This is a genomic window from Microbacterium sp. IO18 (assembly GCF_049099505.1).
GTDB lineage: Bacteria > Actinomycetota > Actinomycetes > Actinomycetales > Microbacteriaceae > Microbacterium > Microbacterium aurugineum.
This window is the reverse complement of record NZ_JBMJAF010000001.1, coordinates 2,012,509-2,036,416: the sequence shown is the minus strand read 5'-3', so window position 1 is coordinate 2,036,416 and position 23,908 is coordinate 2,012,509. Positions and strand designations below refer to the sequence as shown.

Sequence of the window (23,908 nt, the reverse complement as noted above, 5' to 3'; positions counted from 1 at the left end):
GGGATCGGGCGGATGTTCCGGCATATCGCACAACGAGGGGGCGGCGCCGCGCGTGACAGGATGGGATGCCATGGAGACCCCTGACGAGAAGCCCGATGAACGCTCCGCAGGAAAGACCCCTCCGAGCACCCGGACAGGCGCCGTCGGCACGGGCGTGAACCGACTGCCGGCCAAAGCCACCGAGACCGCCAAGAAGATCGTCCGCGACATCGCGGCGGTTCCTCCGCGCAGCGTCCACCCGGCGCTCGTCCCGGGCGTCTCGGTCGAGGAGACCGGTCGCACCTACCGCACCGACCCGCTCGTGTTCGGCGTGGCGGCGACCCTGACCCTCGCCTTCATCGCCTGGGGCGTGTTCGCGGGCGACAACCTCGCCGGCACCACCCGCACGGTCCTCGACTGGGTCGTCCAGTACTTCGGATTCTTCTTCACCACCATCGCCACCGTCATCCTGGTGTTCATGCTGTTCATCGGCTTCAGCCGCTACGGACGCATCCCGCTCGGGCGCGACGACGAAGAGCCCGAGTACTCGATGTTCTCCTGGATCTCGATGCTCTTCGCCGCCGGGATGGGCATCGGCCTCGTGTTCTGGGGTGCCGCCGAGCCGCTCACCTTCTTCGAGAGCCCGCCGCCGGGCACGGTCGAGGCGAGCACCCTCGACGCCATGCACACCGCGCAGACGCAGGTGCTGTACCACTGGGGTCCGCAGGCCTGGGCGTTCTATGCGCTCGTCGGTGGTGCCATCGCCTACGGCGCCTATCGCCGCGGCCGTACGCCCCTCATCTCCTCGATCTTCGCGCCGCTGCTCGGCGAGGGGCGCACGACCGGTCCGCTCGGCCGCACGATCGACGTCTTCTCGATCATCGTCACGCTGTTCGGCACCGCGGCGTCGCTGGGTCTGGGCGCCTTGCAGATCGGCCACGGCGTCGAGATCGTCAGCGGCATCGGCGAGCTCGGCAACGGCATCCTGATCGCCGTGATCGCCGTGCTCACGGCCTGCTTCATCGCGTCGGCCGTCTCGGGGGTCTCGAAGGGCATCCGCGCGCTGTCGAACATCAATGCGGTCGTCGCGCTCCTGCTCGCCTTCTTCGTGTTCTTCGTGGGGCCGACCCTGCTCATCCTCAACGTGATCCCGTCGGTCGCCGTGCAGTTCATCGGCGACCTCCCGCAGATGATCGGCCGCTCGGCATCGCAGGGTGAAGCGGCTGAGACGTTCCTGTCGGGCTGGACGATCTTCTACTGGGCGTGGTGGATCTCCTGGTCGCCGTTCGTCGGCATGTTCATCGCCAAGATCTCGCGCGGGCGCAGCCTTCGCCAGTTCGTCTCCGTCGTGATCGTGGTGCCGTCGGCCATCTCTCTCGTCTGGTTCGCGATCTTCGGCACCACGGCGATCCAGCAGCAGATGGACGGCGCGAACCTCACGGTCGACCCGCCGGAGGAAGTCCTGTTCGGCGTGCTCGAGAACCTGCCGTTCTCGCTGATCACGAGCGCCATCCTCATCGTGCTGATCGCCATCTTCTTCGTCACGGGAGCGGATTCGGCCTCCCTCGTGATGGGCACGCTGTCTCAGCAGGGCAGGCCGGAGCCGTCGCGTTGGGTCGCCGTCGTGTGGGGTGTGCTGGTCGGAGCGATCGCCGCAGTGCTGCTCGTCATCGGCGAGGAGGGCAGTGGTCTGCGATCGCTGCAGAACGTCACGATCATCGCCGCGCTGCCCTTCGCGATCATCATGGGGTTCATGATGATCGCCTTCATGAAGGATCTCCGACGCGATCCGCTGATCCTTCGTGAGCGTTATGCCCGCGCGGCCGTCCGGCACAGCGTCATGGCCGGTCTCGAGGAGTACGGCGACGATTTCGCGCTCGTGCCGGTCGAGTACGACCACTCCGAGGACGACCTCGACTGGATCGACGAGTCGACCGTCGACGAGACGCTCGCCGAGGTGTACGAGGCCGCGACCGAGGCGATCGACATCATCCCGCCCGCCGAGGTGGATGCGGTCGTCGATGCGTCGATCACGGACCCGACGGCTGCCCCGGACCCGACGGCCGCCCCGGACCCGACGGCTGCCCCGGACCAGCCCCGCACGGACTGATCCGCTCGGACGCCTCCTCGGCGGCAGCGGTGATGCGGGCGGCCATCCCGGCGAAGATCAGTCCGTGGAAGGGCAGCACGGCGAGCCAGTACAGGCGTCCGCTCAGTCCGCGGGGGAAGAAGATCGCGCGCTGCTCGTAGCGCGCGCCTTCGCCGTCCGGCACCGCGCGCAGCTCGAGCCAGGCCTCGCCGGGCACCTTCATCTCGGCGCGGAGGCGCAGCAGGGATCCGGCCTCGGTCCTCTCGACCGCTTCGACGCGCCAGAAGTCGATCGCGTCGCCGACCCTCGCCGCGGTGCGGCTGCGGCGGCCGCGACGCAGGCCCACGCCGCCCACGATCCGGTCCATGAACCCCCGCACGGCCCAGAGCAGCGGGGAGGAGTACCAGCCGTTCTCGCCGCCGATGCCCAGGATCACGCGCCACAGTTCTGCCGCGGAGGCGCGGGTGGCGACGGACCGCGAATCCGTGAACACCGTGCGTCCGGCCCAGTCCGGGTCGCTCGGCAGCGGGTCACTGGGCGCGCCCGACACTTCCGAGTCCTGCCAGCTGGTCTCGATGCTGTCGCCGCGCACCCGCCCGAGCGCGAGGTCGACCGCACGCCGATACGGGGTCAGGCCGTCTTCGGGCCGCGGGATCAGCTCGTCGACCACGTGATCCTTCATGATGCACTCGTTCTGCAGCGATGCCACGAGCGGCCGGGCGATCGAGCGCGGCACCGGCGTCACCAGGTTCACCCAGTGCGAAGCGAGCCCCGGCGTGAGCACGGGGAGAGCGGCGATGGCGCGCTGCCGGAGCCCGGCTTCGACGGCGTAGCCGTTCATCATCTGCCCGTAGCGCAGCACGTCCGGCCCGCCGATGTCGACGGCACGGTTCACATCGGCGTCGACGCGCGCCGCCCCGAGCAGGTAGTGCAGCACATCGCGGACGGCGATCGGCTGGATGCGGTTGCGCACCCACTTCGGCGCCGGCATGTACGGCAGCACGTCGGTGAGGTGGCGGATCATCTCGAACGACGCCGACCCCGAGCCGATCACGACGCCCGCTTGCAGTACGAGCGTCGGCACGCCGGACTGCAGGAAGATCTCCCCCACACGAACACGCGAGCGCAGGTGCGGTGACAGCTTCGCGTCGTCGGGATGCAGTCCGCCGAGGTACACGATCCGTCGCACGCCTGCCCGTGCTGCGGCCTCGGCCACCGTCGTCGCCGCCCGCTCGTCGCTCTCCTCGAAGCCCTTGCCGGCGGACATCGAGTGGATCAGGTAGTACACGACGTCGACGTCGTCCATCGCCGTGGCCACGGCATCCGCATCATCCGCCGAGCCTTCGACGATCTCGCAGTCGCCGCCCCAGGGGAAGGAGGCCGCGCGCGCGGCGTCACGCGCCAGGACCCGCACCCGGTAGCCCGCGTTCAGCAGCCGCGGGGTCAGGCGTCCGCCGATGTAGCCGGTCGCCCCGAGCACGAGGGCGCGCGGGGCGGAGCCGTCGTCGCGGGGTGCGGCGCGCAGCGCCTCTTCACGGCCGGTGGGGTGGGTGAGTTCGGGCATAGGTCGAGCGTAGGTCGCTCCCGCGTCCGGTGGAACGGGGTTGCGGGGCGTCGTGGCGACCGGTACGGGCACAAGCCCCTATTGCAACGCAAGGGTTGCGTTTCCGTCCACGACATGCAACTCTAAAGTTGCAGTCGGTCGCCCGACCGACGGAACATGCAGGAAACGCTGAAAGGAACCATCATGGTGAACATGACCCACAACGAGGCATCCGTCGTCGACGAGGAGACCTTCTCCGTTCGGCGGACCATCCTGATCGCGGCACCCGCCGACAAGGTCTGGCGGGCGGTGGCCGAGCCGGAGCACATCTCCCGGTGGTTCGGGCGCACCGTGCTCGACGGCACCGGGGTCGGCGCGACCGGCACGATGACCTTCCCCGACTACGACGTGATCCCCCTAAGGGTCGAGGAGTACGACGAGCCGCGGCGCATCACCTACCGCTGGAACAACGACGACGCCCTCGGTGCCTTGCCCGACAGCATCGACGAGACCACCTCGACGGTCTTCACCTTCACGCTCGAAGAGGCCGAGGGTGGCACGCGCCTCACGGTCGTCGAGAGCGGCTTCGAGCGCACGTCCGACCCGCGCGCCAACCTGCAGTCGCACCGCACGGGCTGGGACCTGGAGCTGGACAAGATGGTCACCCTGGTGGAAGGCGAAGCATGACAGCAGCAACCCTCCTGCCCATGTTCTCGGCGCTCGCGGACGAGACGCGCTGGCGCATTCTGACGGAGCTCGGGGAGGCGGAGGCGTCGGCATCCGCTCTCGCCGGGCGCCTTCCGGTGTCCCGTCAGGCGATCGCGAAGCATCTCGCCGTCTTGCAGGAGGTCGGTCTCGTCGAGCCCGTGCGGGTCGGCCGCGAAGTGCGCTTCCGCGTCGTCGGCGCCGAGCTCTCCGCCACCGCTGCGAAGCTCGACGTGATCGGGCGCGAGTGGGACCGCCGCCTCGCCGCGATCAAGGAGATCGCGGAGGGGCTGTAGGCGCTCGGGGTGTCGGGCTGTCGGGCTGTCGGGTCACCTTCCCCGCGGACGAAACGCCACATGTCGGATGCTTCGGGCAGGCTCGTCCGACATCTGGCGTGTCGGCGGGGTTGGGTGTCGGGCGGGCGGCGACGGCGGGTCAGCGCGCGGGGCCCGTGTCCTTCTCGTCGCGGATGGCGTCGCGCAGCTCCTGGTCGAGGTCGGAGGCCTCTTCGATCGCCGCCGTCATGCCGGCGAGGAACCGCGTGACCACCGCACGTTCGTCGTCGGACAGCTCGTCGACCAGGGCGAGCATGCGTCGATGCATGGCCCCGAGGGTCGCACGGACCTCTTCGTCGCTGCTCACGGTCGGCACCACGACTCCCGCGCGGCGGTCGGTGGGGTGGGGCTCGCGACGGACGTGTCCGCCCTTCTCGAGCCGGTCGATGAGAGTGGTCGTCGACGCCGTGGAGATGTCGAGCATCTTCGCGATGTCGATCGGGCGGACGATGCGGCCCGCCCGCTGCTCCCGGAGCAGGAAGCGCAGTGCCATCAGGTCGGTCTCGTTCATTCCCATCGATGCGCGGGTGCGTGCGCGCATCGCGGTCTCGGCCGCCCGGTAGCGCCGCAGCATGTTCAGCACGTCGACGGTGCTGACGTTCCCGCCGTCGGGGTACCAGTATCCGGAGCGCGTGTACTCCTGGGGCTCGCTCATGACGCCACCACCTCTCCGTCGGCCTCGGGGAGGGACTCCCGTTCGAGCATCTCCACCGCTCCCGCGGCGACGCCGACGGGGACCACGAGCAGGAACCCGCCGGTGATCGCGTCGTTCTCCGCCACGATGATCTGCTCGATCCTGTCGCGAGGAATCCCGGGGAACCGGCTCTGCAGGTGCTCGAGCAGGCTCGCATAGCCGATGAACTTCTCGTCCTCGAGGGTGACCGGGTCGACCATGGGTTCCTTTCGCGCGGTGAGTCAATCCTCTCATCGTGGGAGGGTCTCGTCGACGACCGAATTCCCTAGTTCGTCAGGTAATAAGGCTACCGAGGTAACATGGGCACCCGGGGTCGAGGGGAGGTGCGAAATGGGGAACGGTCTGGACGTCGTGGCATCGGAGCTCGCCCGCGATGTCGAAGAGTTCCGGCGGGCCGAGGCGCAGCTGCGTCGACGGCTGGCGGCAGCGCGTCAACCCAATGAGACGGATCGCTCGGCCATGCGCATCATCGCGTCGGCTCCGGTCGATACCCCGGTCACGCCCGGCGAGCTGGCCGCTCAGCTCGGGGTGAGCACGGCGGCCGTCACCTCCGTCGTGCGCCGGCTCGCCGAGCGCGGTCAGGTGGTCGTGGCCGTCCATCCGGACGACGCGCGTTCGAAGATCATCCGTCCGTCTCTTCGCGATCTGCACTCTCCTGCCGACGAGATCTCTCGCCGCATCGAGCGGGTGGAGAGGGAGTTCGCACCCGAGCAGCTCGCCGCGATCTCGCTGTTCCTGCGGCGTCTCGCCCGCGAACTCGAAGGCATCGAATAGGCCCGACTTCCATTTAGCTAGTTAAACTAGTAATCTAATTCCTGTACGAAATACGGGAAGGGGACGTCATGGGTCTGCTCAGCTACGCTGGAGAATCGAAGGTCATCGAGATCGACGACCCGCTGCTCGCGCATCTCCGACTCGTCGCCGTCACGAAGCTCCGTCGGGGCGAGTCCTTCCCGCTCACGCTGCGTACGACGGAGTCGACCATCGAGACCCTGTGGATGCACGCGTCGATTCCGGTGCGCTTCGTGGTGGACGACGAGCGTGAGCTCCAGCGGCCGTTGCTGGTGAAGATGATGGCTGCCGCGAGCTCGGCGAACGGGCTGGACCTCACGGATCCCGACTTCGCCGCGTCGTTGCCGTCTGCGGCACCGATGCACGCGGTCGCCTGAAAGCTCGCCTCCGTCAACTCCGCGCTCCTGGGCAAAGCAGCGCGAAGACCGGACGGAGGTGCGTGGCGGTGTCACCGGGGGGTGACGACATCGCTGCTCTTGGCATCCGGCCGCCCGGAATCGGGTCCTGGCGGCCGGATGCCCTTCGCTCAGAGGGCGGTGTATCCGCCGTCGACGAGGTGGTAGCTGCCGGTGATGAAGCTCGCGGCGTCACTGGCGAGGAATGCGATGAGGTTCGCGACCTCGTCGGCCTGGCCCAGTCGGCCGATCGGGTGCTTGCTCACGAGGAACTCCTTCGCCTCGTCGCCCATGTTCGCGAGCAGAGGGGTGTCGATGAAGCCGGGGCCCACCGAGTTCACGCGCACCCCCTTCGCCGAGTACTCGAGCGCTGCCGACTTGGTCATGCCGACCACTCCGTGCTTGGCGGTGACGTAGGCGGGCGAGCCGGCGAACCCGACGCTTCCCAGGATCGAGGCGATGTTCACGACCGATCCGCCGCCGTTCGCGAGGATCGACGGGATCTGCGCCTTCATGTTCCGGAACACGGCGTTGAGGTTGATCGCGATGACCTTGTCCCAGGCGTCGTCCTCGTACTCCGCGGTCGGGGCGCTCGCGCCGCCGATGCCGGCGTTGTTGACCCCGATGCGCAGCGGAGCCAGGGAGTTGGCGGTCTCGATGGAGGAGGCGATCCAGGCGGCGTCCGTCGCATCGCCCACGGAGGCCTCCGCCGTCCCACCGGCCGCGCGGATCTCCTCGACGACCGCGTTCGCGTGCTCGGCATTCAGGTCGTTGACCACGACCGCTGCCCCGTTCTTCGCCAGCAGGAGAGCGGTCGAGCGTCCGATTCCGCTGCCTGCTCCCGTCACGATCGCCGAGCGGTTCGAGACGTCGTACTGAGCCACGAGAGACTCCACTTCCGGGCGGGCACGGTGCCGGGAGATCTTCTCGGACGGTCCGTCCTTCCTTCCACCCTACGCCTTCACGACCGGGGTGGATTCACGTGAATGGAAATGTCTCCGTGCGGAAGGTGCCGGTCAGGCGTCGGCCACGTCGATCCTGCTGAGCGTGGGCGGTGCCAGGATCGCACCCGTCTCCACGGTCTCGACATCGCGCCGGCCCGTGAGGCGCGCGACCGCATCGTCGAACTGCTCGTCGAGCGCGGCCAGTGCGCCCGGTGCGTCGTGGTGCGACAGCGCATCGATCAACGCCTGATAGGTGGGCGAGACGGAGGCGGGCACCGCATAACCTTCGTCGGCACTGAAGCTCGCGATCCGCGTCTGGAGCGCGAGCGTCATCATCGCGCGGGAGAGCCGAGGGCTCTGCGCGGCGTTCACGAGGGCCTGATGGAACGCGATGTCCGCGTCACCGATGCCGAGTGCGTCCGCGCGGGTGCTCGCCTGCCTCAGCTCGGCCAGCGCGCTCTCGAGCTGCTCCGCCGCCGGAAGCCGGTTCCTCACGATGAGGCGCACGGCTTCGCATTCCACGGCCCGGCGCTCGGTGTACAGGTCGGCGATGCCGTCGACCGGGATCACGCTCACGCGCAGGCCCCGACCCGGAAGTGCCGTCAGTGCACCCTCCTGCACGAGTCGCTGCGCCGCCTCGCGCAGGGGACCGCGGCTCACGCCGAGCTTCGCGGCGATGTCCACCTCGCCCAGGGGGCTGCCGACGGGCAGCGCGCCGGAGAAGATCGCCGACCGGAGTTCGGCCGTGATCAGGTCGACCGTCGAAGGCCGTGCCATGCGGAAGACCGCGCCGGGCATCCCGTTCGGGGCGGGCGTGAGTGGCATGAGCGCTCCTGAGTCGATCGTCGGTGACTCCATTCTGCATCCGACGCGTGTCGGCGCCCGACACGTGTCCGCACGGGCCGGGCACCCCACCATAACGAGTTTGTATAAATGTAGACAATCCGACAGTCTGAATGTGCACAAACGGTCGATCCGGCATAACGTGGCCGTCGGCCCGAGGCCGGAGAACGGTCTCGCCCGCCCAACCGCACGCCCGATATCGAAAGAGGAACCGTATGCCCTCCACCCGAACTCATCTGCGCGCCGGCGCCGTCGCGGCCTCCGCCGCGCTCGTCGTGACTCTGGCCGCCTGCTCGTCGTCCGGCACGGACGAGGAGAGCGGCTCGACGCTCGAGCAGCTGCAGAACGACGGGAAGATCACCGTCGCGATCGCCGACGAGCGTCCGTACTCGTGGGTCGAGGGCGGCGAGCCCACCGGCGCGACCATCGCCATGCACCGCGAGATCTTCTCGAACATGGGGATCGACGACGTCGAGGTGGTCGAGGTCGACTGGAACTCGCTTATCCCCGGACTCAAGGCCGGCCGCTTCGACGCGATCAGCGCCGGGATGTCGATCCTGCCCGAGCGCTGCGAGGAGGCGGCGTTCAGCGATCCCGAGATCATGTACACGACCACGCTGATGGTGCCCGAGGGCAACCCGCGCGGTCTCACCGACCTCGACTCGGTCGTCGACGACCCCGACGTCACGCTCGCCGTGCTCGGCGGAGGGATCGAGAGCGGATACGCCGAGAAGCTCGGCATCTCGAACACGGTGTCGGTGGACAACGCGCAGTCCGGCATGGACCTCGTCGCCAACGGGCGCGCCGACGCCTTCGCGATGACGGCGATCTCGCTGAACTGGATGGCGGACAACAACCCGGACGCCGGCGTCGAGACGACCGAGGCGTTCGTCCAGGAGATCGACGGCGTGCCGCAGATCGGTGCCGGGTCGACCGTGTTCCGCACCGGCGACACGGAGCTCCTCGACGCATACAACGAGCAGCTCGCCGCCATCACGGGTGATGAGCAGGCCTACCTCGACCTCGTCGGGGAGTACGGCTTCACCGCGGAGAACCTCCCGCCGTCCGACCTGACGACCGCCCAGCTCTGCGCGGGCGAGCTCGGCTGAGGCCACCGGCGAATGGACAATCTGTCCGCGTTGTGGGCGGCTCTGCCCGCGATCGGCGGCGGCGTGCTCGTCACGCTCACGCTGACCGTGGGCGGGGCCCTCCTCGCGCTCATCGTCGCGGTGGTGCTCGGCCTCTCGGTCCGTGCCGAGAACATCGTCATCCGGGGCACCTCGCGGGTGATCATCGAGTTCTTCCGCGGCACGTCGCTGGTCGTGCAGCTGTTCTTCCTCTTCTTCGTGCTGCCCCAGCTCGGCGTCTCGATCTCCCCGATCGCGTGCGGCATCCTCGGCCTCGGTCTCAACTACGGTGCCTACGGTGCGGAGGTCATCCGCGGCTCGATCAACTCCGTCCCGACCGGGCAGTGGGAGGCGACCACCGCCTTGAGCATGACCCCTGCACACCGGATGCGCCGGGTCATCTTCCCGCAGGCCTGGGCGCTCATGATCCCGTCTCTGACGAATCTGCTCATCCAGCTGCTCAAGGGCACCGCGATCGTCGGGTTCATCACGCTCATCGACCTGACCGTGGCGCTGGACCGCCTCCGCATCCAGACCGACACCTTCTTCTACGGCGTCGTCGGCATGGTGCTCTACTTCGTGATCGCCTACGCGCTGACCCTCGTGATGAACGCCCTGGAGGTGCGCGCGAAGCACAAGCTCGGGCGTGGGGAGTCGCTGGCTGCGACCCTGCGCTTCCGCTCGCCCGTCACCCGAGGGGAGACCGCCGCATGAACGGACCCGTCTGGAGCTGGGACACCGCCTGGGCGGCGCTCCCGCACCTGCTCGAGGGCTTCTTCACGGTCACCCTCGTCGTCACCCTGGCCGGGAGTGCCATCGCCGCCGTGCTCGGCCTCGTGATCGCCGTCGTGCGCCGCAGTGCCCCTCGACCCGTCGCTGCGAGCGTCGGCTTCCTGGTGAACTTCATCCGGATGACCCCGATCGTCATCCAGCTGCTCTTCGCCTACTTCGCGCTGGTGACCGTGGATCCGCTGACCATCGGCATCGCGGTGTTCGGCATCCACTACGCGACCTACATGGCCGAGGTCTACCGTGCCGGCATCGAGTCCGTCCCGCGCGGGCAGTGGGAGGCTGCCACCGCCCTGAGCATGTCCCGCCCGCGCACCTGGACCGCCGTGGTGCTCCCGCAGGCGATCAGGGCGACCGTCCCTTCCCTGGGCAACTACGTGATCTCGATGCTGAAGGACACCCCGTTCCTCATCGCCATCACCGTGGCGGACATGGTCAGCAACGCCCTGGAGTTCGGCGGGAACAGCTTCCGCTACCTCGAGCCCATCACGCTCGCCGGTGTGATCTTCTTCCTCGCCAGCTACCCCGCATCCGTCCTCGTCCGCAGATTGGAGAAGCGCCTTGAATACGCCTCCTGAGAACTCCCGTCCCGCCATCCGCTTCGACGCGGTGCACAAGCGCTACGGCGACCACGTCGTGCTTGACGGCCTCACCTTCGACGTGCAGCAGGGCGACCGGGTCACGCTCATCGGACCGAGCGGTTCGGGCAAGACCACGATCCTCCGTCTGGTCATGACGCTGGAAGAGGCCGACGGCGGATACATCTTCATCGACGGCGAGCCGCTCACGCACGTCGAACGCGGCGGCAAGCGCGTGCCGTTGCGGGAGAAGCACCGCAACGAGGTGCGCAAGCGCATCGGCATGGTCTTCCAGCAGTTCAACCTGTTCCCGAACATGACCGTGATGGAGAACCTCATCGAGGCCCCCGTGCACGTGCTCGGCATGTCGAAGGCGGCGGCCACCGCGAAGGCCACCGACCTGCTGCAGAAGGTCGGCCTCGCGGACAAGGCCGACGCCCATCCGCTGCAGCTCTCGGGTGGCCAGCAGCAGCGGGTCGCCATCGCCCGGGCGCTCGCGATGGACCCGGAGATCCTGCTGCTGGACGAGGTCACCAGCGCTCTGGATCCCGAGATCGTGGGGGAGGTGCTCGGCGTGCTGCGCGACGTCGCCGAGACGACCGACATCACCATGCTCATCGTCACCCACGAGATGCAGTTCGCCCGGGACGTCTCGAACCGCGTGCTGATGTTCGATCAGGGCAGCATCGTCGAGGAGGCCGACCCCGAGACGATGTTCTCCGCGCCGCGCGAGCAGCGCACGAGGGACTTCCTCTCCGCAGTGCTGAGCGACTGAGCCTCGAGCGCGTTTCCCCCTCCCGCTCCTCGTGTCGTCGACGCGAGGAGCGCCCTCCCGGTGGAGGACGAGGAGGCGACGATCCGACGATCCTGTGAGCGCCCCGTGAGGGTCGCCGGGATCGTCGTATGGGTTCTGTAAGGGCGGTCAAAGCAGGGGCACCGAGGGGTGTTGTATCAGGTGTTGCGTCCTCGAGACGCGCGGTCGTCGCCCGGCGATCGCCGCAGCCTGAATGGAGCTCTCTGTGCTTGACCTCGTCTACGTGCTGGGCGTGATCGTCCTGTTCGTGACCGTCGGCCTCGTCGGGAAGGCGGTGGAGAAGCTGTGATCGTGTTCGAGCTTCTCGCGACCGTGCTCGGCGTCGCTGCTGTCGTCTACCTGGTGTTCGCCCTCGTGAAGCCGGAGCGTTTCTGATGGAGTGGGGCTTCCTCATCGCGAGCGTCGCCACCCTCGCGCTCGCCCTCGCCCTCGTCTACCGGCCTGTCGGCGACTACATGGCCTGGACCTTCACGACGACGAAGGACTGGGGTGTCGAGCGCGGCATCTACAAAGTCATCGGCGTCGACCCGAAGCGCGAGCAGTCCTGGCAGGCATATCTGCGTTCGGTTCTCTCCTTCTCGATCGTGGGCGTCCTGCTGCTCTTCGCGCTCCAGCGCACGCAGCAGTGGCTGCCGTACGCCCTCGGCAACGAGAACGTCGAGTCGGGGGTGGCGTTCAACACCGCGATCTCCTTCGTGACCAACACGAACTGGCAGGCCTATTCGGGTGAGGCGCTGTCGTACACCGTGCAGTTCGCCGGTCTCGCGGTGCAGAACTTCGTGTCGGCAGCGACCGGAATCGCCGTCGCGATCGCGCTCGTGCGCGGCTTCGCATACCGTCGATCCGGCGTCATCGGCAACTTCTGGGTCGACCTCGTCCGCGGTACCTTCCGCATCCTGCTCCCGCTGTCGATCATCGCGGCCATCGTCCTGATCGCCGGCGGCGTCGTGCAGAACTTCAACGGCTACGTCGATGTGAGCACGGTCTCCGGTGGCACGCAGACGATCCCCGGTGGTCCCGTCGCCTCTCAGGAGGCGATCAAGGAGATCGGCACGAACGGCGGCGGCTTCTACAACGCGAACGCATCCCACCCCTTCGAGAACCCCGCGGCGTGGACGAGCCTGCTGCAGTGCTTCCTGATCCTGCTGATCCCCTTCTCCCTGCCGCGGACGTTCGGCAGGATCGTCGGCGACAACCGTCAGGGATACGCGATCCTCTCCGTCATGGGAACGCTGTTCCTCGCGTCGACCTTCGCTCTCGCGGCGTTCGAGTTCGCGGGCCGCGGTTCGGCTCCGGAACTCGCCGGCGCCGCGATGGAAGGCAAGGAGGCGCGGTTCGGGCTCGTGCAGTCGGTGCTCTACGCGTCGACCACCACGCTCACCTCGACGGGGTCGGTGAACTCGATGCACGACTCCTATACGGCTCTCGGCGGGATGATGCCGATGGTCAACATGCTGCTCGGCGAGATCGCGCCCGGTGGTGTGGGCGCCGGCCTGTACGGGATGCTCATCATCGCCGTGATCGCCGTCTTCGTCGCCGGCTTGCTCGTCGGCCGCACGCCGGAGTACCTCGGGAAGAAGATCGGGCCGCGCGAGATGAAGCTCGCCAGCATGTACATCCTCGTGATGCCGATCCTCGTGCTCGGGGGCGTCGCCCTCAGCTTCGCGATTCCCGCGCTCCGCGGCAGCATCATCGACGAATCGCTCGCGAACAGCGGTTCGCACGGCCTCTCCGAGGTGATCTACGCGTTCGCCTCCGCAGCGAACAACAACGGATCCGCCTTCGCGGGCCTGACCGCGAGCACGCCGTGGCTGACGGCAGCACTCGGTGTCGCAATGCTCCTCGGACGGTTCCTGCCGATCGCCCTCGTCCTGGCCCTGGCCGGTTCGCTGGCCGCGCAGGACAAGGTCCCCGCCACGGCGGGCACGCTGCCGACGCATCGACCGCTCTTCATCGGTCTCACCGTCGGCACCGCGGTCCTGGTGACCGCACTCGTCTTCTTCCCCGTTCTCACGCTGGGTCCCCTGGCGGAAGGGCTGCTGTAACCATGTCCACCATCACGCACACCCCGTCGCCCGAGACATCGGAGGCGACCCCACCCGCACCGCGCAAGACGCTCACCTGGGCGCAAGTGCGAGCCGCTCTCCCGGGCGCGCTGCGCAAGGTCGACCCGCGCGCGCAGTGGCGCAATCCCGTCATGTTCATCGTGTGGGTCGGCGCCGCCCTCACCACGCTGCTCGCCGTCGCCGAGCCCTTCCTGGGCGGCCCCGCGACGTCGGGTGGCAGCAGCGTCCCGTGGTCGTTCACGTGGATCATCGCGGTGTGGCTGTGGCTCACGGTCGTCTTCGCCAATCTGGCCGAGTCGATCGCCGAAGGACGCGGGAAGGCGCAGGCCGACACGCTGCGCAAGACCCGTACCAGCACCACCGCCCACCGCGTCGACGACTATGACCCGGCGAACGACGGTTCTGCAGAGGCCGCGCGCATCTCCGACGTCTCCTCCGCGGATCTCCGCCTGGGGGACACGGTCGTCGTGTCCGCCGGTGAGCTGATCCCCGGCGACGGGGACATCGTGTGGGGTATCGCGAGCGTCGACGAGTCCGCGATCACCGGCGAGTCCGCCCCCGTCGTGCGCGAATCCGGGGGAGATCGGTCAGCGGTCACCGGCGGTACGCGCGTGCTCTCGGATCGCATCGTCGTGCGTATCACCTCGAAACCGGGGGAGACGTTCGTCGACCGGATGATCGCTCTCGTCGAGGGGGCCGCGCGCCAGCGCACCCCCAACGAGATCGCGTTGAACATCCTTCTCGCGTCGTTGTCGATCGTGTTCGTGGTCGTCGCACTCACACTGAACCCGATCGCCTCCTACCCGGCGAGCCCCGCGAGCATCACCGTTCTCATCGCGCTGCTCGTCTGCCTCATCCCGACCACGATCGGTGCCCTCCTGTCCGCCATCGGCATCGCCGGCATGGATCGCCTGGTGCAGCGCAACGTCCTCGCGATGTCCGGTCGCGCGGTCGAGGCCGCGGGCGACGTCACGACACTGCTGCTCGACAAGACGGGCACGATCACGTACGGAAACCGCCGTGCGAGCGCGTTCGTCCGCATCGACGGCGTCCAGGAGCGAGAGCTCATCGAGGCGGCCGCGAAGTCGTCGCTCGCCGACCCGACGCCCGAGGGCAAGTCGATCGTCGACCTGGCACGTGCCGAAGGCGTCGATGTCGTGGCGGATGCCGGCGGTGAGATCGTTCCGTTCACGGCTCAGACCCGCATGTCGGGACTGGACCTCGACGACGGGACGCAGATCCGCAAGGGCGCAGGCAGCGCCATCACCGCGTGGCTGGAGGAGGACGGCGCGCGTCTGCCGAGCAGCGAACTCGCCGAGCTGGACGAGCACGTCCAACACATCTCGCAGTCCGGCGGGACGCCTCTGGTCGTCGCCGTGAAGGCGGCCGATGGCCGTCGCCGGGTGCTCGGCGTCATCCACCTGAAGGACATCGTCAAGGAGGGGCTGACCGAGCGGTTCGCCGAACTCCGCGCGATGGGCATCCGCACCGTCATGGTCACGGGCGACAATCCGCTGACGGCCGCGGCAATCGCCAAGGAGGCGGGAGTCGACGACTTCCTCGCCGAGGCGACGCCTGAGCAGAAGCTGGCGTACATCCGCAAGGAGCAGGACGGCGGCAACCTGGTGGCGATGACCGGCGACGGCACCAACGATGCGCCCGCGCTCGCGCAGGCCGACGTGGGTGTGGCGATGAACACGGGAACGTCGGCCGCGAAGGAAGCCGGCAACATGGTCGACCTCGATTCAGACCCGACGAAGCTCATCGACATCGTCGCGATCGGGAAGCAGCTGCTCATCACGCGCGGCGCACTGACCACGTTCTCGATCGCGAACGACATCGCGAAGTACTTCGCCATCATCCCGGCCATCTTCATGGGCGTCTTCCCGCAGCTCGCGGTGCTGAACGTCATGGGGTTGCACTCTCCGGCATCGGCGGTGCTGTCCGCGGTGATCTTCAACGCCATCGTGATCGTCTTCCTCGTGCCGCTCGCCCTGCGAGGAGTGAAGTACCGCCCGCTCAACGCCTCGAAGATCCTCGGACGCAACCTCGCCGTATACGGACTCGGCGGCATCATCACACCCTTCATCGGCATCTGGCTCATCGACCTGCTCGTGCGCCTGATCCCCGGCTTCTGATCTGACAAGGAGATCGCACACTCATGAACGCTGGAACACGCAGCGGCGGCCGCACCCTCTGGGTCGCGGTTCGCGCGATGCTCATGTTCACCGTGGTCCTCGGCATCGGCTACACCCTGCTCATCACCGGCATCGGGCAGCTCACATTCCCCGCACAGGCGAACGGCTCAGCCCTCGTCTCGAAGGGCGGGGACGTCGTCGGATCCTCGCTCCTCGGTCAGTCGTTCACCGACGAGGAGGGCAACCCGCTTCCGGAGTACTTCCAGAGCAGGCCGTCGGCGGCCGGCGACGGCTATGACGGCACGGCGTCGTCCGGCACCAACCAGGGGCCGGAGAACGAGGATCTCGTCGCGGCGATCGCCGAGCGCAAGGCACAGATCGCCGAGTTCAACGGGGTCGACGAGTCCGCGGTGCCCGCAGACGCGGTGACCTCGTCGAGTTCCGGCCTCGACCCGCACATCAGCCCGGCCTACGCGCAGATCCAGATCGCCCGCGTCGCCGACGCGCGCGGGATGTCGGAGGACGAGGTCGCCGCGGCGGTGGAGGCCGCCACGAGCGCTCCCGACCTCGGGTACCTCGGGGAGTCGGTCGTCAACGTCGCCGAGCTCAACCTCGCACTCGACGAGTCGGCAGGCTGAGCATGACTCGGGGGCAGCTTCGTGTGCTGCTCGGCGCCGCCCCCGGCGTCGGCAAGACCTACACCATGCTCGAAGAGGGGCGCCGGCTCCTCGCCGAGGGCAAGGACGTCGTCATCGGCATCGTCGAGACGCACGGCCGTGCGGCCACCGCGACCATGACCGACGGCCTCCCGGCGATCCCTCGGATGAACGTGGGTCACCGCGGCGTCGAACTCGAGGAGATGGATCTCGCTGCGCTCTTGACCCGAGCGCCCTCCGTCGCGCTCGTCGATGAGCTCGCCCACACCAACGCACCCGGCTCCCGCAACGAGAAGCGCTGGGAGGACGTCGAGGAACTCCTCGCCGCGGGGATCGATGTGATCTCCACGCTCAACATCCAGCACATCGAATCCCTCAACGACGTCGTCGAACAGATCACCGGCGTGCCGCAACGCGAAACCGTACCCGACAACGTGCTGCGCAGCGCCGATCAGATAGAGGTCATCGACCTCGCCCCGCAGGCGCTTCGCGACCGTCTCTCCGGCGGATTCGTCTACCCGGCCGAACGCATCGACGCCGCGCTGTCGAACTACTTCCGCCTGGGCAACCTCACCGCGCTTCGCGAGCTCGCCCTCATCTGGCTGGCCGATGAGGTCGACCAGGCGCTCAAGGGGTATCGCGCTGAGCACGGCATCGACAGCACCTGGGAGGCGCGGGAGCGCGTCGTCGTCGCCCTCACCGGAGGAGCGGAGGGGGAGACCCTTCTGCGGCGCGGGTCCCGGATCGCGGCGCGGTCGGCCGGCGGCGAGCTGATGGCCGTGCACATCACCAGCCAGGACGGCCTGCGCGCGGCGAACCCGGTCGTGCTGACGGAGCAGCGCGCCCTCGTCGAGAAGCTCAACGGCACCTACCATCAGGTCGTCGGCGAGGACATCCCGACCGCCCTGGTCGAGTTCGCACGATCCGTCAACGCCACCCAACTCGTGCTCGGTGCCAGTCGGCGCGGACGCTTCACGGCGGCGTTCACCGGCCCGGGCATCGGCGCGACCGTCGTGCGCGAGTCCGGTGACATCGACGTGCACATGGTCAATCACTCCGCCGCAGGTCGTCGCTTCGCGCTGCCGCCGCTCACCGGGGCGCTGACCCGCAAGCGCCGCGTACTCGGCTTCCTCGTCGCGCTCCTCGGCGGTCCGCTGCTGACGTTCTTCCTCAGATTCTTCCGCAGCCCCGAATCGATCACGACCGATGTGCTGAGCTACCAGCTGCTCGTCGTGATCGTCGCGCTGGTCGGCGGTATCTGGCCGGCGCTGTTCGCCGCCGTTCTGTCCGGCCTCACCCTGGACTTCCTCTTCGTCGAGCCTCTCTACACGATCCACATCCACGAGCCGCACCACCTGCTGGCGCTCGTCCTGTACGTCATCATCGCGAGCATGGTCAGCTTCATCGTCGATCGCGCCGCCCGATACACGTGCGCAGCGCGCCGGTCTGCCGCAGAGTCCGAGCTGATCCAGACGATCGCCGGCAGCGTGCTCCGCGGCGAGAACGCGATACAGGCGCTCATCGACCGCACGCGGGAGGCGTTCCACCTCGCGGGAGTCCGTCTGGTGCGTGGCGAGGAGGTCATCGCGCGCGCCGGGGAACCCCTGGCGGACAACCGCCACACCGACATCCGCATCGGTGACCACGCTGTGCTCGAACTCCACGGGGGCGATGTGGCAGCGTCCGAGCGTCGACTGCTGGCGGTCATGACCGCTCAGCTCGCCGCGGCGCTCGAGCACCAGCGCCTCGAGAGAACCGCGAAGGAGATCGAGCCGATCGCGGCCTCCGACCGTGTGCGCGGAGCCCTGCTCTCTGCGCTGAGCCATGACCTGCGTCGCCCGCTCGCCGCTGCTGCCGCCGCCGTCGGCGGCTTGCGCGCTGCGGGACCCGATCTGGACCGGCGCGACAAGCAGGAGCTGCTCGACACCGCGGACGAGAGCCTCACCGCGCTCGCGACGCTGGTGACGGATCTGCTCGATGTCAGCCGCCTCCAGACCGGGGTGCTCGCGATCGCCGACATCCCGACCGATCCGGCCGAGGTGATCGCCCCCGCTCTCGACGAACTCCAGCTCGGTCCCACCGACGTCACGCTCGCACTCCATCATGGGGACGCGGTGGCGCAGGCGGACCCGGTGCTGCTGCAGCGTGTGGTCGTCAACCTGCTCACCAACGCCCACCGGTACTCCCCTCCGGACGTGCCCGTGCACGTCAGCACCAGCACCTTCGGTGATCACCTCGAGATCCGCATCATCGACCGCGGGCCCGGTGTCCCGGCCGAGAAGCGCGACGACATCTTCGTCCCGTTCCAGCGCCTCGGTGACACCGACAACTCGTCCGGTCTCGGGCTCGGCCTCGCGCTCTCCCGCGGCTTCGTCGAAGCCATGCACGGGACGCTCACCCCGGAGGACACCCCCGGCGGCGGACTGACCATGGTCATCGCGCTGCCTGCCACCATTCCCGCACCCGGCACATCGGAGGAGACCGAGTGAAGATCCTCATCGCAGACGACGACCCGCAGATCCTGCGCGCGCTCCGCATCACCCTCACGGCCAAGGGATACGACGTGGTCACGGCATCGGATGGCGCCGCCGCCATCGCCGCGGCCATCGACCACCACGCAGACCTGTTCCTCCTCGATCTGGGTATGCCGAAGCTCGACGGGATCGAGGTGATCCACGGAATTCGCGGGTGGTCCGCGGCCCCGATCCTCGTCGTCTCGGGGCGGGCGGGTGCCTCCGACAAGGTCGAGGCGCTCGACGCCGGCGCCGACGACTACATCACCAAGCCTTTCGCCGTCGAGGAGCTCCTCGCCCGGATCAGAGCCCTGACCCGCCGGGTGCCCCAGGAAGAAGCACTTCCCCTCGTCCGGCTCGGCGACATCACCATCGATCTCGCCGCACGCAGCGTCTCCCGCGAGTCCTCCGACGGCAACCGGCAGATCCGGCTCACCCCGACGGAGTGGCAGATGATCGACATCCTCATCCGCAACGCCGGCAAGCTCGTCACCCGGCAGACACTCCTCACGGCCATCTGGGGCAACGAGCACATCGAGGACACCGGGTACCTGCGTCTGTACGTGTCGCAGCTCCGCAAGAAGCTCGAGGACAGGCCGTCGGAGCCGGTGCACATCATCACCGAGCCCGGGATGGGGTACCGCCTGCTGGGCCTGACGGTCGACTGACTCTTGACATGGTCTTCGCTCGGAGTTAATGTACAACCAAATGGTTGTACAAACGGAGTTGAGCGAAGCGGAGGTCGACCGTGTGTTCCACGCACTGGCGACGTCGACCCGGCGCGACATCCTGCGCCGGACGATCGAGCGGGAGCAGTCCGTCTCGACCCTCGCCACTGAATACGAGATGTCGTTCGCCGCGGTGCAGAAGCACGTCGCCGTGCTCGAGGCCGCGAACCTCATCGTCAAGCGCGCCGAGGGACGCGAGCGGCTCGTCCGCGCGAACCCCGAGATGATCGCCCGCGCCAGGGCGCTCCTCGCCCGATACGAAGAGCTGTGGCGATCGCGCATCGCCCGACTCGACGACCTGCTGGCCGAGACGCCTCGGTCAGGCCCCGCCGACACCACCGGCACCACGAGCCCGCAACAAGGAGACTGAAATGCCCGTCACCGATGTCACCACCGACACCGAGAACCTCACGATGACCGTCGTCGCCGACTTCGCCGCCCCCATCGAGCGGGTGTGGAGCGCATACTCCGACCCGCGTCAGCTCGAGCGGTTCTGGGGTCCTCCCGGGTGGCCGGCCACCTTCACCGCCTGGGACCACACCGTCGGCGGCTGCGCCGTCTACTCGATGAACGGCCCGCGCGGCGAGAAGTCTTCCGGATCGTGGGAGTTCGTGTCGATCGACGAGCCTCACGGCTTCGAGGTCATCGACTCCTTCGTCGATGAAGACGGCACACCGCTCGACGGCTTCCCGGCGCAGCGCATGTCGTTCGCCTTCGAGTCCACCGCCGACGGCACGCGCATGGTCACGACGAGTCACTTCGACTCGGTCGATGCGCTCGAGCAGGTCGTCGAGATGGGCCAGGTCGAGGGCATCACGATGGCAATGGCGCAGCTCGACGCCGTTCTGCAGGACCTCCGCGCCTACGCGCAGGGCAAGGGCACCCGTGTGGAGCTGCTCGACGACACGCACGTGCGCATCACCCGCCTCGTCGAGGGGCCGCGCGAGCTGGTCTGGCGCGCGCACTTCGAGCCCGAGCTCATCCGCCAGTGGATGCTCGGCCCCGACGGCTGGGAGATGACGGAGTGCGTCGCCGCCACCGAGGTGGGCCAGTCGTACCGGAACTCCTGGGCACCGGTGGGCGACACCGAGGGGCAGCCCTTCGGCTTCGAGGGCGAGGCGCTGCTGATCGACGCCCCGCGCCGCGCGATCAGCACCGAGCGGATGCAGGGCATGCCGACCGAGACCCTCAACGACCTGAACCTGTACGAGGAGGACGGCGCGACCCTCGTCACGCTCCTCGTCGAGTACCCGGACAAGGAGACGCGCGACATGATCCTCGCCACCGGCATGGCCGACGGCATGGAGCAGTCGTTCGCCCGCCTGGAGCGCGAGCTCCTCGCCGTCTGAGTGTTCACAACTCCTCAGAACTGGTCGGCCTCGCGTGAGTCCGGCCAGTTCTGCGTCTGCTGCCCCGTGTTTCTGCGGAGTTGTGAACACTCACCACGTCTGCTTGGTCCCGCCGGACGGACAGAACCCACCCGCGCGGGATAAAGTGGCGACACGATGAGGATCACGCGCCGCACTCTGCTCCTCGGCGCCGGAGCCGGCGTCGCCTCGGTGCTTCTCGCATCCTGCACCCCGGAACCCGCGCCGACCCCCACGCCCACCCGGACGCGCGAGCCCGAGCCGCCGCCCGGTGTCCCCGCGCCGGCCGGCAGCATCCGCAGCACCTGGACGAGTGACCCGTTCTCCCTCGGCGCCGCCAGCTTCACGCCCGTCGGCGTCCTCGCCGGCACCCGTCTCGCGCTGGCGAAGCCCGTCGACGATCGACTGTTCTTCGCAGGCGAGGCGACCGACGAAGACGCCCCCGGAACGGTACGCGGTGCCATCGCCTCGGGCGCGCGCGCCGCAGAGGAGCTCCTGATCCCGGCGACATCGGGGGAACGCGTCGCCGTGGTCGGTGCGGGCCTCGCCGGTGCGACCGCGGCCGCCCTGCTCGCGGGCGGCGGGATGCAGGTGACGGTCTTCGAGGCGAGGGACCGCGTCGGTGGACGGGTGTCCTCCCGCGTCGACGACTCCTGGCCGGTGCCCGTGCAGCTCGGTGCCTGGCTGTTCGGCGCGGACGACGCCGAGGTGCTCGACCGGCTGAGCGGCGGAGAGGTCGGCATCGTCGATCTGGCCGGTGATCTCTGGCGCACCCCCGACGGCGACATCGACCCCGTCGACCCGGCGCCGTTCGAGGCCGCCATGGTGGCGTCGCAAGCTGCTCCGGAGGACTCGTCGGTGGCCGATGCCCTGACCGCGGCGGGCATCGACCCCGCCGATCCTGGCACCGCCGCTCTGCTCTCGCTCCTCGCCTCCCGCAGTGGTGCCGGTGCCGACGAGCTCTCCAGCTGGTTCGCCCCGCCGCTGCCCACCGGGGATCTGACCGCGGCGCGCGACGACCTCACCCCGTTCGTCGAACACGCACTCGACGGCGTGCGGGTGGGGCTCAACTCCCCGGTCGCCCTCCTCGCCTACGACGACACGGGCGTGAGCGTGCGCCTCGGAACGGGGGAGGCGCTGTCCTTCGACCGGGTGCTCGTGACGGTGCCGCTCGGGGTGCTGCAGGACCGCAGCATCGAGTTCGATCCCCCGCTGCCGTTCTCCAACCGAGGCGCGGTCTCCGCCCTCGGCATGGGGGCGATCGAGACCGTGTGGCTGCGATGGGACGAGCCGTTCTGGGACAACGACGAGGCGATCTGGCACGCCGTGGGCGCTGACGTCGCGATCCCGACCTGGATCAATCTGCGTGCGGCGACCGGCGAGAACGTGCTCGTCGGGATCGTCGGAGGCCCGGCCGCCGTGGAGTTCGCGGAGCTCGACGAAGACGCCGCCCTCGACGCGGCTCTCGCCTCGCTCGCGCTCTACACCTGAGCGACCTTCTCGCCGGCGGGTTCCGGCTCGGACAGCGGTGCGGCGGAGGCGTCCTCCCCACCCTCGCGTAGATCGCGGGGCAGAGGCATCCGGCTGATCAGCACGAGCACGGTGGCGACGGCCGCGAACGAACCCAGCGCGATCGCCGAGGAGATCACGAACTCGGCCGGTCCGCTCACCTGTCGCGGGTCGAGGAAGTAATACGGATACCACCCGATCAGCGGTCCGCGGATCAATGTCGCGACGCCCCACACCACCGGATAGGCGAGTGACACCGGGATGACCCGCCACGGCACGGTCCGGTGTCCGGGAGCCAGCGCCCAGGCCGCCACGGTCACCGCCGGAAGCCAGAAGTGCAGCACCTGATCGGACCACGGCACATCGATGCGGATCCCGCGGATGCCCGCCTGCCACACGAGGATCGCGAACACCAGCCCCGCCGTGATCGTCCAGGTCAGTACGAGGGCGAGCGCGACCGTGAGCCACCGGGGGTCCTTCGCACGGCGCAACGCGAGGATGCCGGCGACGGTGAGCAGCACCACGAACGCGATGTTCGACTGGTTGGTCAGGTACGCGAAGAAGTTCTGGCTCGCGACGGTGTTCGACGCCAACCCCCAGCTCAGCCGGTGGATGAGCGCCACGAGGCAGATGGCGGCGGCACTGAGGCGGAGCAGCCCGAAGACGGTACGCGCCTTCACCGCTGCGTCACCCGCCATTCCTTCATCCGCTGAGTCTACGGACCGGCTCACCGGATCATCGAGAGGAGGAGCCGTCCTGCCTCCTCGCGCGGGAGCGCGGCGAACATCGGCAGCTCCAGCACGTACCGTCCGAACAGGAAGCCGACGATCGCCACGGCCATCCGCCGTGCGTGCTCGCGCCCGAAGTCGGCCACGAGAGGTTCGAACACCGCCACCTGGATGTAGCCGCTGATCGCCGCGGCGGAGTCATCCGCGGCGGCGAGACGCCGTGCGAGACCGACGAGCTGCGCGCCGTGCTCCGGATGCTCCCAGACCGCGAGGATGCCGTGTGCCAGGCGCGAGAGGTCGACGGGGCCGTGACCGTCCCGTCCGCGGGCGAGCGCGATCACATCATGCGGTGCTGCGCGCAGGGCGATCGCCGCGGCGACGAGGTCGTCCCGCGATCCGAAATGATAATTGACCAGTGTGTGGCTGACGCCGACTTCCGCGGCCAGTCGACGGGACGAGATGGCCGCCAGATCACCTCGAAGAACGTGCTTCTGCGCTGCCTCCAGCAGCCGAGCCCGTGCCGTCGACGATCCGCGCGGACGGCCCGGCGATTTATTGACCATTCTCGCATCGTCG

The 23,908-nt window shown here is 68.6% G+C and carries 25 protein-coding genes; 18 read left to right on the top strand and 7 right to left on the bottom strand.

The genetic code is table 11. The features are described 5' to 3' along the window. Window positions 1-70: 70 nt before the first annotated feature. Window positions 71-2,089, top strand: coding sequence for a BCCT family transporter (locus ACLF6J_RS09785; protein ID WP_134352738.1), 2,019 nt, complete (start codon window positions 71-73; stop codon window positions 2,087-2,089). Here ACLF6J_RS09785 and ACLF6J_RS09780 read toward each other — a convergent pair. Continuing rightward, window positions 2,010-3,632, bottom strand: a complete 1,623-nt coding sequence (locus ACLF6J_RS09780) for an SDR family oxidoreductase (RefSeq protein WP_244093568.1) — start codon at window positions 3,630-3,632, stop codon at window positions 2,010-2,012. The genes ACLF6J_RS09785 and ACLF6J_RS09780 overlap by 80 nt on opposite strands. A 183-nt stretch (window positions 3,633-3,815) precedes the next feature. Here ACLF6J_RS09780 and ACLF6J_RS09775 point away from each other — a divergent pair, with 183 nt between their 5' ends. Together ACLF6J_RS09775 and ACLF6J_RS09770 are read left to right on the top strand one after the other, a co-directional pair. After that, window positions 3,816-4,298 carry an SRPBCC domain-containing protein gene (locus ACLF6J_RS09775; protein WP_131493100.1) on the top strand — a complete coding sequence of 161 codons (483 nt, stop codon included), beginning with the start codon at window positions 3,816-3,818 and terminating at the stop codon, window positions 4,296-4,298. Beyond that, on the top strand, window positions 4,295-4,612 hold the full coding sequence (locus tag ACLF6J_RS09770) for an ArsR/SmtB family transcription factor (protein WP_165875459.1): 318 nt from the start codon (window positions 4,295-4,297) through the stop codon (window positions 4,610-4,612). Before ACLF6J_RS09775 ends, ACLF6J_RS09770 begins: the two co-directional genes overlap by 4 nt. A gap of 139 nt (window positions 4,613-4,751) precedes the next feature. On the opposite strand, the gene ACLF6J_RS09765 is transcribed toward ACLF6J_RS09770, so the two are convergent. Continuing rightward, entirely contained in the window at window positions 4,752-5,306 is a 555-nt protein-coding gene (locus ACLF6J_RS09765) for a MarR family winged helix-turn-helix transcriptional regulator (protein WP_131493102.1), read from the bottom strand. Continuing rightward, window positions 5,303-5,545: a hypothetical protein gene (locus ACLF6J_RS09760; RefSeq protein WP_131493104.1), complete on the bottom strand. Its 243-nt coding sequence runs from the start codon at window positions 5,543-5,545 to the stop codon at window positions 5,303-5,305. Before ACLF6J_RS09760 ends, ACLF6J_RS09765 begins: the two co-directional genes overlap by 4 nt. A gap of 130 nt (window positions 5,546-5,675) precedes the next feature. On the opposite strand from ACLF6J_RS09760, the gene ACLF6J_RS09755 reads away from it, so the two are divergent. Further along, complete coding sequence (locus tag ACLF6J_RS09755) at window positions 5,676-6,119, top strand: MarR family winged helix-turn-helix transcriptional regulator (RefSeq protein ID WP_134352739.1); 444 nt, start codon at window positions 5,676-5,678, stop codon at window positions 6,117-6,119. A gap of 68 nt (window positions 6,120-6,187) precedes the next feature. Next, complete coding sequence (locus tag ACLF6J_RS09750; protein WP_131493108.1) at window positions 6,188-6,514, top strand: hypothetical protein; 327 nt, start codon at window positions 6,188-6,190, stop codon at window positions 6,512-6,514. A 149-nt stretch (window positions 6,515-6,663) separates the two neighbouring features. Here the strand turns inward: ACLF6J_RS09750 and ACLF6J_RS09745 are convergent, their stop codons facing one another. Next, a complete protein-coding gene (locus ACLF6J_RS09745; protein WP_134352740.1) occupies window positions 6,664-7,416 on the bottom strand; it encodes an SDR family NAD(P)-dependent oxidoreductase in 753 nt (250 codons plus the stop codon). A 132-nt stretch (window positions 7,417-7,548) separates the two neighbouring features. Further along, on the bottom strand, window positions 7,549-8,301 hold the full coding sequence (locus ACLF6J_RS09740; protein ID WP_166804682.1) for a GntR family transcriptional regulator: 753 nt from the start codon (window positions 8,299-8,301) through the stop codon (window positions 7,549-7,551). A 233-nt stretch (window positions 8,302-8,534) separates the two neighbouring features. Between ACLF6J_RS09740 and ehuB the strand changes: the two genes are divergently transcribed. The 13 genes from ehuB (at window position 8,535) to ACLF6J_RS09675 (ending at window position 22,586) form a co-directional block, all read left to right on the top strand. Then, a complete protein-coding gene (gene ehuB / locus ACLF6J_RS09735) occupies window positions 8,535-9,428 on the top strand; it encodes an ectoine/hydroxyectoine ABC transporter substrate-binding protein EhuB (RefSeq protein ID WP_131493114.1) in 894 nt (297 codons plus the stop codon). 12 nt (window positions 9,429-9,440) lie between these two features. Further along, entirely contained in the window at window positions 9,441-10,160 is a 720-nt protein-coding gene (locus tag ACLF6J_RS09730; RefSeq protein ID WP_047522806.1) for an amino acid ABC transporter permease, read from the top strand. Next, a complete protein-coding gene (gene ehuD / locus ACLF6J_RS09725; protein WP_047522808.1) occupies window positions 10,157-10,813 on the top strand; it encodes an ectoine/hydroxyectoine ABC transporter permease subunit EhuD in 657 nt (218 codons plus the stop codon). The genes ACLF6J_RS09730 and ehuD overlap by 4 nt, the downstream gene beginning before the upstream one ends. Next, the gene (gene ehuA, locus ACLF6J_RS09720; protein WP_081996992.1) at window positions 10,797-11,588 is read left to right on the top strand and encodes an ectoine/hydroxyectoine ABC transporter ATP-binding protein EhuA; all 792 of its coding nucleotides are present in this window, start codon (window positions 10,797-10,799) and stop codon (window positions 11,586-11,588) included. The genes ehuD and ehuA overlap by 17 nt, the downstream gene beginning before the upstream one ends. A 324-nt stretch (window positions 11,589-11,912) precedes the next feature. After that, complete coding sequence (locus ACLF6J_RS09715; protein ID WP_081996993.1) at window positions 11,913-12,002, top strand: potassium-transporting ATPase subunit F; 90 nt, start codon at window positions 11,913-11,915, stop codon at window positions 12,000-12,002. Beyond that, entirely contained in the window at window positions 12,002-13,672 is a 1,671-nt protein-coding gene (kdpA, locus tag ACLF6J_RS09710; protein ID WP_134352742.1) for a potassium-transporting ATPase subunit KdpA, read from the top strand. The genes ACLF6J_RS09715 and kdpA overlap by 1 nt, the downstream gene beginning before the upstream one ends. A 2-nt stretch (window positions 13,673-13,674) precedes the next feature. Then, complete coding sequence (kdpB, locus tag ACLF6J_RS09705) at window positions 13,675-15,831, top strand: potassium-transporting ATPase subunit KdpB (protein ID WP_134352743.1); 2,157 nt, start codon at window positions 13,675-13,677, stop codon at window positions 15,829-15,831. A 23-nt stretch (window positions 15,832-15,854) separates the two neighbouring features. Beyond that, window positions 15,855-16,469, top strand: a complete 615-nt coding sequence (gene kdpC, locus ACLF6J_RS09700; protein ID WP_134352744.1) for a potassium-transporting ATPase subunit KdpC — start codon at window positions 15,855-15,857, stop codon at window positions 16,467-16,469. 2 nt (window positions 16,470-16,471) lie between these two features. Next, window positions 16,472-18,976 (top strand): ATP-binding protein, encoded by a 2,505-nt coding sequence (locus tag ACLF6J_RS09695; RefSeq protein ID WP_134352745.1) that lies wholly within the window; start codon window positions 16,472-16,474, stop codon window positions 18,974-18,976. Further along, window positions 18,973-19,668 (top strand): response regulator, encoded by a 696-nt coding sequence (locus ACLF6J_RS09690; RefSeq protein WP_421076860.1) that lies wholly within the window; start codon window positions 18,973-18,975, stop codon window positions 19,666-19,668. The genes ACLF6J_RS09695 and ACLF6J_RS09690 overlap by 4 nt, the downstream gene beginning before the upstream one ends. Window positions 19,669-19,708: 40 nt before the next feature. Then, window positions 19,709-20,098 (top strand): ArsR/SmtB family transcription factor, encoded by a 390-nt coding sequence (locus tag ACLF6J_RS09685; RefSeq protein ID WP_134352747.1) that lies wholly within the window; start codon window positions 19,709-19,711, stop codon window positions 20,096-20,098. Window position 20,099: 1 nt separating this feature from the next. Next, on the top strand, window positions 20,100-21,077 hold the full coding sequence (locus ACLF6J_RS09680) for an SRPBCC family protein (RefSeq protein ID WP_134352748.1): 978 nt from the start codon (window positions 20,100-20,102) through the stop codon (window positions 21,075-21,077). A 156-nt stretch (window positions 21,078-21,233) separates the two neighbouring features. After that, the gene (locus tag ACLF6J_RS09675; protein ID WP_134352749.1) at window positions 21,234-22,586 is read left to right on the top strand and encodes a flavin monoamine oxidase family protein; all 1,353 of its coding nucleotides are present in this window, start codon (window positions 21,234-21,236) and stop codon (window positions 22,584-22,586) included. On the opposite strand, the gene ACLF6J_RS09670 is transcribed toward ACLF6J_RS09675, so the two are convergent. Beyond that, a complete protein-coding gene (locus ACLF6J_RS09670) occupies window positions 22,577-23,302 on the bottom strand; it encodes a Pr6Pr family membrane protein (protein ID WP_134352750.1) in 726 nt (241 codons plus the stop codon). The genes ACLF6J_RS09675 and ACLF6J_RS09670 overlap by 10 nt on opposite strands. Window positions 23,303-23,331: 29 nt before the next feature. After that, on the bottom strand, window positions 23,332-23,895 hold the full coding sequence (locus ACLF6J_RS09665) for a TetR/AcrR family transcriptional regulator (protein ID WP_166804683.1): 564 nt from the start codon (window positions 23,893-23,895) through the stop codon (window positions 23,332-23,334). Window positions 23,896-23,908 lie beyond the last annotated feature (13 nt).